The organism is Plantactinospora sp. BC1 (assembly GCF_003030345.1).
Classification (GTDB): Bacteria; Actinomycetota; Actinomycetes; order Mycobacteriales; family Micromonosporaceae; genus Plantactinospora.
In genome coordinates, this window is record NZ_CP028158.1 from 3849056 (window position 1) to 3864054 (window position 14999).

Genomic DNA, 14999 nt, shown 5'->3' on the forward strand with positions numbered 1-14999 from the left:
TGCACACCTTCTGTCAGCTCGGATTCATCCAGGGGCCGTCCACCCGTGCGTGTTCGGTGCTCACCGGTCCCTCCAGCGTGCGTTTCACCGTACCGACGCTGTGCACGCGGTTCCGGGCGGCTTCGAGGACATCGGGAAGTGCGTGGCCGAAGGCCATGTGGGTCGGAATCGCCGAACGGTAGAGTTCGTCGTCGTTGGCCAGCTTTCCGAACAATTCTCGGCACGCCATCGACAGATCCGGCCACCGGCGCCGGGTTTCCGGATCGTCCCGGCTGTTCGGAATGAGCACGGCGGTGATCGGCACCCGGTCGCCGCCCCTGCTCGTCAGGGCCCGCTGCACCTCGTCGACCTGGGTCACCCAGGCGTCGACGAGCAGCACGATGATCTGGTTGTGCTGGTGCGCCTGCGCCGCCCGGACGGCAAGCTCGTTCAGGTCGGCCACCCGGGAACGGAAACTGTGCGTCTCCGCGATGTTGCAGGCGTATTCCACGAGGGGGCTCAGCAGCGGTGGCCGGTAGGGAGCCCAGTCGAGGGCCTGGTCGCCGTAGACGTCGAGTTCGGTGCGTACGGCAGCCATGTCGGGACGGGGCAGCGCCACCACCACGATGTGCGTGGTGAACGGCTTGTCGTCCAGACCGGAGTCGCCGCCGGGCTCCGTGACGTTGCGGTGGAAGGCGCTGGGCAGGGCGGAGAAGTCGGCCGCCGCCACGCCCTCGGTGAGCTGGTGCGCCTCGACGCTGTTGACGACCTGCTCGGCCAGTTCGAACGTGAAGGCGCGGTAGTCGTCCTCGAGCCGCCGGAGTCGCATGAGCTGTCGGATGCCCAACTGCCGGTAGGTGTCGCCGAGCCGGTCGGAGAAGTATTGGATCGGCTCGGCGACCCGGTGCATCTTCGGCGGGGCGGTGGGGACCCACATGAGTGGTTTGAGGAGCGACGAGTCGACCTTTGCCGCCGACTCGTAGCGGTGCGCCCGGTCGGCGAACACCTGCCATTCCTGACCGCAGGACCGGCTCTGGAAATAGCGCGGCGACATCAGTGCGAGAAAAGATCGGCATGTGGAGAGCGCCTCGGAGAGCTGCCTCGGCCAACGCTCGCCGACCCGGATGCTCCGGTCGACGAAGCCGACCACTTCGTCCCGGGGCAGACCGGCCAGTAGCCGCACTTCGGTGCTCAGATCTTGAAAGAAGCGCTGAACAAGTTCATCCTCGTCACCTCGGGCGTAACTGAGGAAGAAGTAGAGCACTTGACCTCCGAGGTGCTTGGCCCGTGGCCGGGCGGATCTGGATTGGTGATCCATCCTTGTGTACTGGGGAGGGTCGTGGCGCCGAGTATAGAGGGTCCGGTCACCGGGTACGGGTACACGAATTGATCAATGACGGCTGGTGAAAGAACGAACTGAAACGGATCAAGAAGAGGTTGATCGGCGGGATCAGGAATCGCTCTTGCGCCGGACCGATGTGGACCTTCCGGGTGATCCGTGGGATGAGGCATACCCACCCGTGGCATCCGGCTGCGCCCCGCCGGATCCCTCGATCGCGTCGCCGACCGGCGCCGCCCGCGCAGTTCGCCGGGCTCACGGCCAGACCGCTACCTCGACCGCCACTATTGCCATAGTGTGGCAGGAGCACTCTCTTGGCAGAACTGGGAAGGAAGCTCCGGATGGCCGTCTACACGCTCCCCGACATGCCCTACGACTACGGCGCCCTCGAACCCGCCATGTCCGGCGAGATCCTGGAACTGCACCACAGCAAGCACCACGCCGCGTACGTCAAGGGCAGCAACGACGCCCTCGACCAACTCGCCGAGGCCCGCGACAAGGGCGACTACGGCACCCTCGTCGGGCTGGAGAAGACCTTCGCGTTCAACCTCTCCGGCCACGTACTCCACTCGATCTTCTGGAACAACCTCTCCCCCGACGGCGGCGACCGCCCCGACGGAGACCTCGCCGCCGCCATCGACGAACACTTCGGATCCTTCGACAAGTTCTCCGGACAGCTCTCCGCCGCCACCAAGAGCGTCCAGGGCTCCGGCTGGGGCGTCCTGGCCTGGGAACCACTCAGCCGCCGCCTCATCGTCGAACAGGTCTACGACCACCACGGCAACGTCGGCCAGGGCTCCACCCCGATCCTCGTCTTCGACGCCTGGGAACACGCCTACTACCTGCAATACCGCAACGTCCGCCCCGACTACGTCGACCGCCTCTGGAACCTCGTCGACTGGACCGACGTCACCGCCCGGTTCGACGCCGCCCGAACCAGCCAACCCAAGATCTGACCACCGGTGGGCCACCCCGACCCGGTCCACGCCGCCGAAACGGTCCAACGCGCCGCCGGAGTCATCGCCGCACGCCGACGCGGCGACCTCGACGGCGCCGAAGCCCTCCTCGCCACCTTCCCCACCGAAACGGCGAAAACCCTCGGCTTCTATCTCCTCGCCGACCTCGCCCTCGGACTGTTGCAGGCCCAGTCCGGGCAGTCAGTGGACGACCTTGTCCGGGAACTGGCCCTGCACCTCGCCACCGCCGCCGAGCAGCCACCGTCGGGAAGCCGGTAGCGGCGGGCGGGCAGCTCACGGTCGTGTACGGGCCGGAAAGGCTCCCTTTCCGGCCCGTCGGGCGGGATCTCAGGTGGCCGGGTGGGTAACGGGAACGCGCGGACGCCTGCGCTGGCGTTGGTCGTGACCTGCGCGAATATTCGAGCGCGTAGAGCAGCGTCCCGAATCCGCCACCAGGACAGCCACCAGGGAGGCGCATTTGCCTGCTCGTCGCCTCCCCGGTCCGCGTCGGGCGCCTTCTCGGCTCGACGACAGCCGGGGCGCTACCGTGGCACGGTGACCCGGAACTTCTTCTCAGGCGGGCGGCGGTCGGCGGCATCGACCGGGTCTTCGAACCGCCTGCTCGCCATCGCTGCCGCTCTGCTCGCCTCGATGCTCGTCGTCGTCTCACCGGCGAGTCCGGCCCACGCGCACACGGAACTGAGCCGTACGTCGCCGGCGGCCAGGAGCACGGTCAGCAAGGCGGTGACCGCGGTGACGCTGACCTTCAGCGGGCTGATCAAGAAGCCCGGGACCACCGTGGTGGTGACCGGCCCGGACAAGGTCTCCTACAGCGACGCCGACGCGCAGGTGCTGGACAAGACGATCACGCAGAAGGTGAAGCCGCTGCCCGTCGGTGCGATCACGGTCGTCTGGCGTACCGTCTCGGCCGACGGTCACACGATCAAGGGCAGCTTCACCTTCACCAACAGGGTCGCACCGCCCACCCCGACCGCTGCGGCCACCCCGACGGCCGAGCCGACGCCGACCGTGGAACCGACGACGCCACCTGCCGCGTCGCCCGCCGCAGTGACCAACACCGATGGTGGTGGATCGTCGCCCGCGGTCTGGTGGGCGGTGGTTCTCGGCGCCGTGCTCGCGGTCGCGGTGCTCGGGGGCCTGCTGCTGCGTCGCCGGCGATCGACCGGCGCCTGACGCCGTCGCACCCGACACAGCCGGCAGGCGTGTCCGTCGCCTGCACGAGGGTCCTCATCGGGCAGCCTTCTCGGCGGCGCGGGTGGGTGGCGTCAGCGGCGGTCTCGGCGTCGGCGCGGCGGGCACGACGCTCGCCGCCGACTGATCCCTGCCAAGGGCACGGGAGCCGGCGCCGGCCACGGCGGCGGCCAGGGCAGCGAACCCGGCGGCGATCGTGAACACGACCGCCGCCGACGCGTCGGCGGCGGAGAGCAGACCGGCGACGAGGTTGCCGAGCGCCGACCCGGCGAAGGTGGCGGTGATTCCCCACGCGAACGCCTCGGTGAGCGTTCCCCTCGGCGCGCACCGGCCGATGAGTTCGAAGTTGCAGATCACCAGCGGGGCCAGGAAGAGGCCGGCCGCCACCGACAACCCCACCAGCACCGGCACGGTCGGGGCCAGCGCCAGTGACGCGACGCCACAGGCGTACCCGGCGATGATCACCCGGATCCGTACGGCCGCGTCCGCCCGCCAGGAACGGGCACCGTAGAGCAGCCCGCCGAGCAGACTCCCGGCGCCGAACGCTGCCAACGCCAGGCCGCCGGTAGCCGGCGTGGATTCGCGATCGGTGAACTCCACGAAGCCGAGCCGGAGCATTCCCAGCAGCGCCCCGGCCAGGACGGAGACGGCCAGCAGCACGACTATGCCCGTCGAGCGCAGCGGACCGGCCAGACTGCCCCGGCGGCGGGCCGGAACCCAGGACCGCGACGGCGGCAGAACACTGAACCACAGCGTGCCGCCGAGCAGCACCACGGCGCAGCCGGCCAGGGCCCAGCCCGGCCCAGCCAGCACGCTGAGGGCACTGACCAGCAGCGGACCGACCACCAGGGCGAGGTCGAGGACCATGGCGTCCACCGCCAACGCCGTGCGGCGGATGTCGTCGTCGGGGATCGCCTGCGACCACAGCGCCCGGGCTGCGGCGGCCACCGGGGGCAGCGACAGCCCCACCGCCGCCGACCAGACGGTCAGGGCCACCGTCGTCGGCCGTACCTGGGCGGTGACGAGCAGTCCGGTGAACGCGACAGCGTTGGCTCCGGCGGCGAGCAGCAGTGGCCAGGTCTGGCCGTACCGGTCGACGAGCCGTCCGTGCACCGGCACACCGACCGCGTAGCCGACCCCGGTCGCGGCGGTCACCACCCCCGCCGCCGGGTAGGTGCCGGTCCGGTCCACCGCCAGCAACAGCACCGCGAAGACGTACGCCTGCAGCGGCACCCGGGCGCAGACGCCCACGAGCAGCAGTGACGGCACCCACCGGTGCCGCCACAACCGCCGGTACGCCGACACCGAACCGCTCACCCGCTGGTGCCGCCGGCGCGCCCGTCCGTCGGATGTGGCGCGACGAGGCGGGCCGGGTCGGTGAGCCGGGCCCGGGTGATCCCCGCCGGCATCCCGGTCTCGGCCAGCACCGGCACACCAGCACCGAACATGTAGAGGGATCCCTCGGCGAAGCCGTCGACGCCGAGCGCGGCGTCGAGTTCCTCGTCGCGGAACGCGGCACTCTGCCACCCGCCCAGCCCCACCGCGGTCGAGGTGAGCACGAACGTCTGCCCCAGATGCCCCGCCGACAGCAACGTCACCCGCAGCGCCCGGGAGTGCCGGTACTTGTACATCGTCCGCGCGAACACGACGGTCACGAAGCAGACGAACGCCGACGGCGTGCACATCTCCGACTCGTACGTCAACCGGTGCAGCCGGCCCCGGTCGAAGTCGGGATCGACCAGTTCGAGCGCGTGCGCCTCGGCGTTGTAGTGGTACAGCCCCGGCGGCACGTCCTGCACGTCGAGGACGGCGACGTAGCCCTCCAGTTCGTGCCGGGCGCCGCCGCACGGGCTGGTCCGCAGCATCAGCGTGCCCAGGTCACCGGCGTCGTAGAGCTGCATCGGCGCGAAGGTGTAGAACAGCACCGTCGACAGCTGCGCCAGGCTCGTCGGCTCGCCGGTGAACACCCGGTGCGTACGGCGGCGGGTCAACACCTCCCCGAACGGGTCGGCCAGCGGCAGGAACGCCCTCGGCAGGTACACCCGTGGCGCGTCCGGGTACGACTTGAAGATCGCCGGAGGGGTTCCGCCGGTCTCCCGTACCCAGCGGGCGTCGCTGCGGCGTTGCTCGAGGCTGTCGCCGGTGTAGATCGTGTTCCGGGTGCCGAAGTGGAAGAAGCGGGCCTCCTCACCCCAGTTCTGCCAGGCCCGCAGGAACTGCTCCTCCCGCTGCGCGCCGACCCGGTCGAGCAGCAGGCCGGCGTCGACCAACGCCCCGACCGCGTCCTGCACGGACTCGCGGTCGTACTCGCCGAGGCCGGCCGCGACCTTCTGCACCGTCGACCAGTCCGTGAAATGCTCCAGCAGTTCCACCGCCTGCCCGTCGACGGCCACCGCGTTGTCGGCTTCGGTGTCGGTGGAGCGACTCTCCAGGTAGTTCTCGGCCGTCAACTCCCCCTCATGCCAATACATCATCAACGTCTGCGCCCGCCGGAACTCCGCCTGCGTCATGCGTTCTCCCTGCCGAAGAAGCCGCGATCGTTCTCTCTGCCGAAGAAGCCGCGATCCGAATCCGCTCGGTCGCCGCCGGAGGAGCAACTCCGGCGGCGACCTTCTTGCCTGCTGGCGACCTGTCAGCCGTGGTTGTTCAACAGCCGGCTACGGGTCTTCTTCCGACGCACCACGATCTTGAGCGGCTTCTTGACCATCGTCGGTCCTCCTCCCCCGGAAGCACCTCGGCTCCCGGATCTGGACAGCAGTTGATCCAGTAGTCGCCCCGCAACAGATAGTAGTTCCCGGCAATTCTGGAATGTCGATATCTGATCAATCCAGAGGCCGATGCGGATCAGTCGGACGCTGCCCGCACGCCGCCGTAGAACAGCGCCGGTACGCGGCCATCGGCGTAGCTGGAGAGGTACTGGTGGAACTACAGGTACCGGTGGCCACATCGAGTTCGAGCCACGGGCGTTGGATGGCCACGACCCAGGCGACACCCTTTGTTCGAAAATCATCGATGGAACGTCGGGAACCAGACCGATGTCCCGGCCGACTATCTCCCTGGCGTGTCACGACTGTTCGGGAGGTGGGACGGATGGAACACAGGCACTTCGTGGTCGGGGTCGGGGTCGACGCGACGACGGCCGACACAGGGCGGCCCGCCACCCCAACAGTGACCCCGGCGCCCTGGTCACCGCGGCCGGCATCGCGTTCGGCCTCGGACTCGCTCTGCACATGGTGCGGCGGGAGGCGAACGCCGACATAGCCGTCCGCGCCGAGGGCGTACTGGAGTACGAAGCCCGCGACGCCGTCTGGATCCGCTGACCATCACCCCATCCTCTTGGAGCCTCCCGTGTCAACAACCGCGACGCCGGCGTCGGAGCCGGAAACCCCGCTCGCACCAGTCGCCGCCGGCGCACCGCCGGGGACATCGGCCGGACGGCGGCGGTCGATCGGGCCGCTGGTGCTGCGGCTGCACTTCTACGCCGGAGTTCTGATCGCGCCGTTCCTGGTCGTGGCCGCGCTGACCGGTCTCGCGTTCGTCTTCACACCACAGCTGGACAGCCTCGTCTACGCCCACGAGCTGCGCGTCGACGCGGGTACCGCACCCGCCCGCCCGTTGGCCGAGCAGGTGGTGGCGGCCCGCGCCGCCCATCCGGACGGCGAGCTGGCGTCGGTGCTCCCACCGGTGGAGGCGACCGACACCACCCAGGTGGTGTTCAACCTGCCGTACCTGGGGGAGAAGCAGCACACCGTCTACGTGGACCCGTACACCAACGAGGTGCGCGGCACCCTGACCACCTGGTTCGGCGAGACGCCGCTGATGACCTGGCTGGATGACCTGCACCGCAACCTGCATCTCGGTGTGGTGGGGCGGCACTACTCCGAGCTGGCGGCGAGCTGGCTGTGGGTCGTCGTCCTCGGTGGTCTGTTCCTGTGGCTGCGCCGCCAGTGGACCGGTCGACGCAAGCTGCGCCGCACCGTGCTGCCCGACCTTGCCGCGAACGTGGGTGTGCGCCGTACCCGCAGCTGGCACGCGGCCACCGGGGTGTGGTTGGCGATCGGGCTGCTCGCGCTCTCCGCGACCGGGTTGACGTGGTCGCGCTACGCCGGCGGGAACTTCGACATCGTCCAGAACGAGTTCAACGCGCACAGCCCCACCCTCGAAACCGCCCTGCCCGGCGCCGCCCCGGGCGGTCACGCCGATGGTGGCGGGCATCACGGCGGCGGTACCACGACCGGAGATTTCGATCCGGCCGACGTGGACAGGGCCACGTCGATCGCCCGCGAGGCCGGCGTGGACGGGAAGGTGATCGTCACGCCACCCGCCGAGCCCGGTACGGCGTGGGTGGTGGCGCAGGACGACCCCTTCTGGCCGTACGGCTGGGACCGGGTCGCCGTCGACCCGGCCGCCGGGAGCGTCGTGGCGCGCTCCGACTTTGCCGACTGGCCGCTGCTGGCGCAGCTGTCCAAGCTGGGCGTCGCGTTCCACATGGGTTTCCTGTTCGGGATCGTCAACCAGATCCTGCTCGCCGCGCTCGCCGTCGGGCTGCTCTGCGTCATCGTCTGGGGATACCGGATGTGGTGGCAGCGCCGTCCCACCCGCGCCGACCGGCGCGCACCCCTGGGTACCCCGCCCGAGCGCGGCGCGTGGCGGCAGACCCATCCACTGGTCGCGATCGTCGCGCTGCTGGTCGCGGTGGCGGTGGGCTGGGCGTTGCCGACGCTCGGTGTCACGCTCGCCGCGTTCCTCGTCGTCGACGTGATCCTCGGCGTGCTCCAACGCCGGCGGGCGCGGCGGGCGATACCGACCTCGCCCGCACCGACCCGAAACTGACGACCGGCCGGCCGGCATCGACGTGCCGGCCGGCCCGACTCACCGTCCGACCATCCGCTGGCATCTACCGCAGCAGGGTGACAGCGGCGAACCGGCCGACGAGGAGCGCGAGATGGGGCCAATGCCCAACGTGTACGCGGAGTCTCGGCGTTGACCGGACGTTCCTGCGGGCCGGGTGTCTCACCGCCCGGTCAACCATTGACTATCCTCGATGCGCCGGGTTTCCTGGAGCCCACCCCTCGGCCGCGAGGGCGGCCGAAACACGTGAGAGTTCCGCTCCGTTGGGTGCCACGGCGCCCGTGGACATGGGCGAAATGAGGGATCACGGCGCGATGACCAGTATCAGCGGCGACCCGACCGTCACCGAGTTGGCCCTTGCCGCCGCCCGTGGGGATCGGCAGGCGGCTGCGGCGTTCGTGGCGGCGACCCAACGGGACGTGTGGCGTTTCCTGGCCCACCTGTCCAGCCCCGCCGAGGCGGACGACCTGACCCAGGAGACCTACCTGCGGGCGCTACGGAGCCTGCCGACGTTCGCCGGCCGGTCCTCCGCCGCCACCTGGCTATTCACGATCGCCCGCCGGGTCGCGGTCGACCAGGTCCGCGCCGCCGCGGCCCGGCCCCGGCTGGTCGCCGGCAGCGACTGGCAGAAGGCCGCCGACACCGACCGGGCCGACGAGACGTCGCGGTTCGAGGAAGGCGTGATCCTGCGCCACCTTCTCGACGGCCTGGCGACCGAGCGGCGGGAGGCGTTCGTCGCCACCCAGGTGCTCGGACTCTCGTACGAGGAGGCGGCGCGGGTCTGTGACTGCCCGGTGGGCACGATCCGGTCCCGGGTCGCCCGCGCACGGGAAGACCTGGTCGCCGCGATGGCCGAGCCGCCGCGCAGGCTTCGCGCCGTCTGACCTCAGGCGACCCGGCGTACGTCGGCACGAGTCTGCGCGGTTCTCGTTGACCGGGTCCGGCCGGGAACCAGCCGCAGGGGTGGCACCGGTGACGGGTCGGCGTCGAAGGTGGCCCGCCAGCGCCGCCACGGCTGCTGCCGACCGGCCAGTGGCGCCTCGGGGTCGCCACCGATCCGAGCCATGATCAGGATGACGATGTAACCGACGGCGATGATGCCGTGGCTCAGCACCCGGGCGATGTCGACCCGACCGGCGATCAGATCGTTGACGGTGAGCAGGCTCAGTACGCCGACGAAGACGGTGAGCATGGGCACGAGCCCGGCCGGGCGGGTGCGTCGCAGGGCGATCCAGGCGAAGCCGGCGCCGACCGCGACGTTCCAGGCGGCGGACTCGTGCCAGAGATGGCCGCCCGCGCCTACGCCCGCGCTGTGTAGGTGTCGCGCGGCGGCGGTGCCGCCGATCTGCGCGGCGCCGAGAAGGAACTGGGCGATGCCGAGCACGCCGAGGAGGATCCGCAGCGCGGCCGGCAGTCGGGCCGGGGTCGGAAGCGGTGCCGCGTCGAGGACCGCGTCGTCGACCCGGGCCCCTGCCGGGGCGGGGCTGGTGCGGGCCACGCGGGTGACCATGGCGGCGGCCTCGTACCAGCGGCGGCAGTCGGGGCAACCGGCCAGGTGGCTGTCGGCGGCGGCGCGTTCGGCCTGACTGTCCTCACCGTCGAGACACGCGGACAGCGACTCCCGGAACTGCTCACACCCCATGCACCGGTAGTCGGCCGACAACACCACCGGGTTCCCACCACCATCGTCGGATGCCGGACAACCAGCGGCAACGCCGAAACCGCCCACACCGCGGACCGCCCGCCCGCGCCCTGGTGCGGACGCTGCCCGGCCCGAGCGGCGGAACCCGACGGGAACCAACCACCAGTCCACGACGACCAGTAGTAGAACGAGGATCGAGCAGCGGAGGACGTGCACATGCGCAGGTCGGCATCATCCGGCGTACGGGGCTGGGCGGCGAGGTTCGGCGTGACCGTGGTGGCGGTACTCGCCGTCGCAGGTTGCGGCGGGGCCGACGACACATCGGGGGCCGCGCCCAGCCCGGCCCCGTCGGCGACCACCGACAGCGCCACGTTCACGGTGCGGGACCCGTGGATCAAGGCGGCCGACAAGGGGATGACCGCTGCCTTCGGCACCCTGGTGAACAACACCGGCGCCGACGTCACCATCACCGGCGTGAGCACCTCTGTCTCGCCGATGGAGGTGCACGAGATGACGATGAAGGACGGCAAGATGGTGATGCAGCCCAAGACCGGCGGCATCGCGATCAGGGCCGGCGGCAGTCACGTACTCGAGCCCGGCGGCGACCACCTGATGCTGATGGACCTCACCAAGCCGGTCCGGGCCGGCGACGAACTGAGCTTCACCCTCACCTTCGCCGACGGAAAGACCACCGAGTTCACCGCGGTGGCCAAGCCGTTCACCGGTGCCGAGGAGAGCTACGACCCGAGTTCGGGCATGCCGATGAGCCCCGGGCACCAGCCGACGCCGAGCCCCGCGTCGTGACCGACCGTGCCGCAGCCCGCCCGGTGAGCAGGCGTCGGCTTCTCACCGGTGGTGCCCTGGGTGTCGGCGGCGCCGTCGCCGGTGCGGCGGCAGGGGTCGCCGCGACCGCCGCCGGCCGGCAGCCCTCGGCACCGGCCCCGGTCGACCTGGGCGCCGCGACCGCCGTCGGTACCGATGTCGTGCCGTTCCACGGCGCCCGGCAGGCCGGGATCGCCACCGACCCGCAGGCGCACGCGTCCTTCGTCGCCCTCACCCTGCACCGGGGCGTCGACCGGGCGGCGTTGGGCCGGCTGATGCGGCTGCTCACCGACGACGCCGCCCGGCTGACCCAGGGCCGGGCTCCGCTGGCCGACACCGAACCGGAACTCGCCGTGCTGCCGGCCCGGCTCACCGTCACCTTCGGGTTCGGTCCCCACCTGTACGCGGCGGCCGGCCGGGACGACCGCCGCCCGCCATCCGTCGCCCCGCTGCCCGCCTTCGGGATCGACCGGCTGCAACCGGCCTGGTCCGGGGGTGACCTGCTGCTCCAGATCTGCGCCGACGACCCGCTGACGGTCACCCACGCGCAGCGGATGCTGGTCAAGGACGCCCGGCCGTTCGCCGCCGTCCGCTGGGTGCAACGCGGCTTCCGCCGCAGCCGGGGCGCCCAGGCCGACGGGCACACCCAGCGCAACGTGATGGGACAGCTCGACGGCACCGCCAATCCCCGCCCCGGCACCGCCGCCTTCGAACAGTCGGTCTGGATCGGCGACGGCCCGGACTGGCTACGCGACGGCAGCACCCTGGTACTGCGACGCATCCGGGCCGAGTTGGAGACCTGGGACAAGCTCGGCCGGGCCGACAAGGAACTCGCCGTCGGGCGGCGGCTGGACACCGGCGCGCCGCTGAGCGGCCACCATGAGCGGGACGAGCCCGACTTCTCCGCCCTCAACGAGGCCGGGCTGCCGGTGATGCCGGACTTCGCGCACGTGACCCGGGCCAGGGTGATGGACGACCGGCTGAAGATCCTGCGCCGGCCGTACAACTACGACGCGGCGCCGGACGCCGCCGGACGGGCCGACAGCGGCCTGATCTTCGCCGCCTACCAGGCCGACATCACCCGGCAGTACCTGCCGATCCAACGCCGGCTCGCCGAACGGGACCTGCTCAACGACTGGATCACCCCGATCGGCTCCGCCGTCTTCGCCATCCCACCCGGCTGCCAGCCCGGCGGCTGGATCGGTGAACAGGTACTCGGATGACCGGCACAGTACCGCGCAACCCGGAAGGACGGTCGGTGCGGCGCATCGGAATGCGGCTGGCGACGGTGGTGGCCGCACTCGCGGTCACCACCGCGTCCGGCGGGCTGCTGAGCGGCAGCCCGGCATCCGCGCACGCCCAGCTACTGGGCAGCGACCCCCGGGCCGACTCGACCGTCACCACACCACTGGACGAGATCACCCTCACCTTCAACGAACCGGTCCGGGGCAACTTCAGCACCATCGTCGTCACCGGACCCGACGGCACCCGGCACGGCGCCGGCCAGCCACGGACGATCGACAAGCAGGTACACCTGGCCGTAGAGCCGGTGCGGTCCGGCGGCTACCGGGTCGCGTACCGGGTCGTCTCCGCCGACGGACATCCGATCCAGGGACAGTTCCGGTTCACCGTCACGCTGTCTCCGGCGCTGGAACCGACGGCCGCCCCGGTCGCTCCGGCCGCATCCGACGGACCATCGGCGTCCCCCGCCGCTGGAGCGGCGAACGGAGACACCGGCGGCGCCGGGCTGCGGCAGGTCGGTGCGGTCGGGCTCGGCGTCGCCCTGGTCGGCGCCGGGTTCCTCCTGCTACGCCGACGGCGCCGGACCGCGACCCGGTGACAACCGGATCACGGCCGCGCACGGCCGTTCCCGCTCCGCCCGACGCCGGCCCGACCCGCCGGGTTCACTGGCTTCCCGTCGCTGCGGGGGTGGCCGGGCTCGGCGTGCTCCTGCTCGCGCTCGGCGCCGGGAACGGTTTGACCAGTACCACGGTCACCGGCCTGCCCGACCCGGGCCCGGTCACCAGCTACGGCCTGCCGGTGATACGACTGCTGCTCGACGTACTGGCCACCCTTACGGTCGGGCTGGCGGTGACCGCCGGGTTCCTGCTGCCCGGCGACGGGCCCAGCGTCTCCGCACCGGGATACCTGTTGCTGCGCCGGGTCACCGCCTTGGCCGCCGGCTGGGCGGCCACCGCCCTCGTCCTGATCGTGCTGACCGTCTCGGACCTGCTCGGCGCCCCGCCGTCACAACTCGGCGTCGCCACCGTGGTCAGCTTCGCCACCTCGATCTCCCAGGGACAGGCGCTGCTGCTCCAGGCCGGACTGGCCGGGCTGGTGGCCGCGCTGTCCTGGGTCGGGGTGTCCCGAGCGGCCGCCGCGACCACCGCCGTACTGGCCCTGCTGGCGGTGCTGCCGCCCGCGTTCACCGGGCACGCCGCCGGTGCCGGCAACCACCAGGTCGCCGTGACCAGCCTGGCCCTGCACGTACTCGCCGCCACCGTCTGGGTCGGCGGGCTGGCCGCACTGCTGATGGTGCGCCGGCACCGCCTGCTCGCTGGCACGGCCGCCCGGTACAGCCGGCTCGCCCTGGGCTGCTGGGCCGCCGTCGCGGTCAGCGGCCTGACCAACGCCTGGGTACGCCTCGGCGCCTGGGACCAGCTCTGGCAGTCCCGCTACGGCTGGCTGGTCGTCGGCAAACTCGCCGCCCTGCTGCTGCTCGGCGGACTCGGCACCGCACACCGCCGCCGTACCCTCCCCGCGCTGCACGCCGGGCGGCGCGCCGCGTTCACCCGGTTCGCCGCCGGGGAACTGGTGCTCTTCGCCGCCACCTTCGGCCTGGCGGTGGCGCTGTCCCGCAGCCCCACCCCGATCCCGACCGACCCGGTCGAGGCGGACCCGCTGGTCGAACTGCTCGGCTTCACCCCACCCGCCCCGCCCACCCCGGCCCGACTGCTCGGCGACCCGCTGCCCGACCTGTTCTTCCTCACCGTCGGCGTCCTCGCGGTGGCCGGATACCTGGCCGGGGTGTGGCGGCTGTACCGCGTCGGACACCGCTGGCCGCCGTCGCGCACCGCGAGCTGGCTGGTCGGGGTACTGCTGCTGACCGCGATCACCAACCTCGGCGTCGCCCGCTACGCCTACGCACTCTTCAGCGCGCACATGGTGCAGCACATGGTGCTGTCGATGGCGGTGCCGATCCTGCTCGTCGGCGGCGCCCCGATCACCCTGGCGTTACGGGCACTGCGCCGCCCCGCCGACCGGCAGATGCGCGGCGCCCGGGAATGGCTGCTCCTGCTCATCCACAGCCGGCCACTCCGGCTGCTCACCCACCCACTCGTCGCGCTCGGCATCTACACCGCCAGCCTCTTCGGCCTGTACTTCAGCGACCTGCTCGGCACCCTGATGCGCTACCACCTCGGCCACCTGGCCATGTTGACCCACTTCGTCGTCGCCGGATACCTGCTCTTCTGGGTACTCATCGGCATCGACCCCGGGCGGCCACGACCCGCCCCACCCCTGCTGGTGATCATCCACTTCGCGGCCATGATGGCGCACGGCTTCTTCGGCCTGGTCCTGATGCAGTCCACCACCGTCATCGCGCCGGACTGGTACACCGCCGTGCATCCCGACTGGGCGTCGCCCCTGCTGGTCGACCAGCGCCTCGGTGCCGGCATCGCCTGGGCCTTCGGCGAACTCCCCGCCGCTGTTGTCATGATCATCCTGGTCCGGCAGTGGATCCGCGCCGACCAGCGTGAACAGGCCCGACTCGACCGGGCCGCCGACCGCGCCGACGCCACCGGCGAGGAGGACGACCTGGCCCGGTACAACGCCTTCCTGCACGCCACCGCACAGGTCGACGGCGGCCAGGGCGACGACGGCCAGGCTCCCGGCCGGAACGGAGGCGTTGGCCGGGAGCCGCACTAGCGGGCGTTCGCCGCGTGACCAGGATCCGCCCACGTTAGGCAGAACGCGGAGGCCCGTTCCTGACGGCTACCGGGCGGCGTCGGCGAGTAGTTTGAGCGCCAACTGCTGGAGTTCCGGCCCGGCCTTCTCCGGACTTCCGGTGTCGTAGGGCGGCTGCGGGTCGTACTCGACCCGTCGTAGAGCAGGGTCGCGATCCGCAGTCCCTGCCGCGCAGGAACGGTCAGCATCTGGGTGCCGGCCGCGCTGGAGACCGTCTCGGGGCGGTGGGATC

General features: G+C 71.3%; 13 protein-coding genes. 9 read left to right on the forward strand and 4 right to left on the reverse strand.

All coding sequences use genetic code 11. From position 1 onward, the window contains the following. Positions 1–13: 13 nt before the first annotated feature. The gene (locus tag C6361_RS16645) at positions 14–1243 is read right to left on the reverse strand and encodes a TIR-like protein FxsC (protein WP_159079352.1); all 1230 of its coding nucleotides are present in this window, start codon (positions 1241–1243) and stop codon (positions 14–16) included. Positions 1244–1659: 416 nt separating this feature from the next. Between C6361_RS16645 and C6361_RS16650 the strand changes: the two genes are divergently transcribed. The 3 genes from C6361_RS16650 to C6361_RS16660 all read left to right on the forward strand — a co-directional run bounded on the left by C6361_RS16650 (position 1660) and on the right by C6361_RS16660 (position 3468). Then, on the forward strand, positions 1660–2274 hold the full coding sequence (locus C6361_RS16650) for a superoxide dismutase (RefSeq protein WP_107268281.1): 615 nt from the start codon (positions 1660–1662) through the stop codon (positions 2272–2274). A 6-nt stretch (positions 2275–2280) separates the two neighbouring features. Beyond that, positions 2281–2553 (forward strand): superoxide dismutase, encoded by a 273-nt coding sequence (locus tag C6361_RS16655; RefSeq protein WP_107268282.1) that lies wholly within the window; start codon positions 2281–2283, stop codon positions 2551–2553. Between the two features lie 372 nt (positions 2554–2925). Continuing rightward, entirely contained in the window at positions 2926–3468 is a 543-nt protein-coding gene (locus tag C6361_RS16660; RefSeq protein ID WP_159079353.1) for a copper resistance CopC family protein, read from the forward strand. A 54-nt stretch (positions 3469–3522) separates the two neighbouring features. Here C6361_RS16660 and C6361_RS16665 read toward each other — a convergent pair whose 3' ends face one another. After that, positions 3523–4803 (reverse strand): MFS transporter, encoded by a 1281-nt coding sequence (locus tag C6361_RS16665; RefSeq protein WP_159079354.1) that lies wholly within the window; start codon positions 4801–4803, stop codon positions 3523–3525. After that, positions 4800–5996, reverse strand: coding sequence for a SagB/ThcOx family dehydrogenase (locus C6361_RS16670; protein ID WP_107268285.1), 1197 nt, complete (start codon positions 5994–5996; stop codon positions 4800–4802). Before C6361_RS16670 ends, C6361_RS16665 begins: the two co-directional genes overlap by 4 nt. An 838-nt stretch (positions 5997–6834) precedes the next feature. On the opposite strand from C6361_RS16670, the gene C6361_RS16675 reads away from it, so the two are divergent. Both C6361_RS16675 and C6361_RS16680 read left to right on the forward strand, forming a co-directional pair. After that, entirely contained in the window at positions 6835–8319 is a 1485-nt protein-coding gene (locus C6361_RS16675; RefSeq protein WP_234359529.1) for a PepSY domain-containing protein, read from the forward strand. A gap of 341 nt (positions 8320–8660) precedes the next feature. Further along, positions 8661–9221, forward strand: a complete 561-nt coding sequence (locus tag C6361_RS16680; protein WP_199853498.1) for a sigma-70 family RNA polymerase sigma factor — start codon at positions 8661–8663, stop codon at positions 9219–9221. Between the two features lie 2 nt (positions 9222–9223). On the opposite strand, the gene C6361_RS16685 is transcribed toward C6361_RS16680, so the two are convergent. Then, positions 9224–9979, reverse strand: coding sequence for a zf-HC2 domain-containing protein (locus C6361_RS16685; protein ID WP_107268286.1), 756 nt, complete (start codon positions 9977–9979; stop codon positions 9224–9226). A gap of 216 nt (positions 9980–10195) precedes the next feature. Between C6361_RS16685 and C6361_RS16690 the strand changes: the two genes are divergently transcribed. From C6361_RS16690 to C6361_RS16705, 4 genes are all read left to right on the forward strand, one after another. Next, entirely contained in the window at positions 10196–10783 is a 588-nt protein-coding gene (locus C6361_RS16690; protein ID WP_107268287.1) for a copper chaperone PCu(A)C, read from the forward strand. 23 nt (positions 10784–10806) lie between these two features. Continuing rightward, positions 10807–12024, forward strand: coding sequence for a Dyp-type peroxidase (locus C6361_RS16695; RefSeq protein ID WP_107270993.1), 1218 nt, complete (start codon positions 10807–10809; stop codon positions 12022–12024). A gap of 35 nt (positions 12025–12059) precedes the next feature. Continuing rightward, a complete protein-coding gene (locus tag C6361_RS16700; RefSeq protein ID WP_159079355.1) occupies positions 12060–12641 on the forward strand; it encodes a copper resistance CopC family protein in 582 nt (193 codons plus the stop codon). Positions 12642–12730: 89 nt separating this feature from the next. After that, positions 12731–14728 carry a cytochrome c oxidase assembly protein gene (locus C6361_RS16705; protein ID WP_234359531.1) on the forward strand — a complete coding sequence of 666 codons (1998 nt, stop codon included), beginning with the start codon at positions 12731–12733 and terminating at the stop codon, positions 14726–14728. Positions 14729–14999: the final 271 nt, after the last annotated feature.

Excerpts from the sequence above, each read along its gene's own strand:
- C6361_RS16690 (WP_107268287.1), top strand. The coding sequence starts at position 10,196 with ATGCGCAGGTCGGCATCATCCGGCGTACGGGGCTGGGCGGCGAGGTTC.
- C6361_RS16660 (WP_159079353.1), top strand. The coding sequence starts at position 2,926 with ATGCTCGTCGTCGTCTCACCGGCGAGTCCGGCCCACGCGCACACGGAA.
- C6361_RS16670 (WP_107268285.1), bottom strand. The coding sequence starts at position 5,996 with ATGACGCAGGCGGAGTTCCGGCGGGCGCAGACGTTGATGATGTATTGG.
- C6361_RS16650 (WP_107268281.1), top strand. The coding sequence starts at position 1,660 with ATGGCCGTCTACACGCTCCCCGACATGCCCTACGACTACGGCGCCCTC.
- C6361_RS16685 (WP_107268286.1), bottom strand. The coding sequence starts at position 9,979 with ATGGGGTGTGAGCAGTTCCGGGAGTCGCTGTCCGCGTGTCTCGACGGT.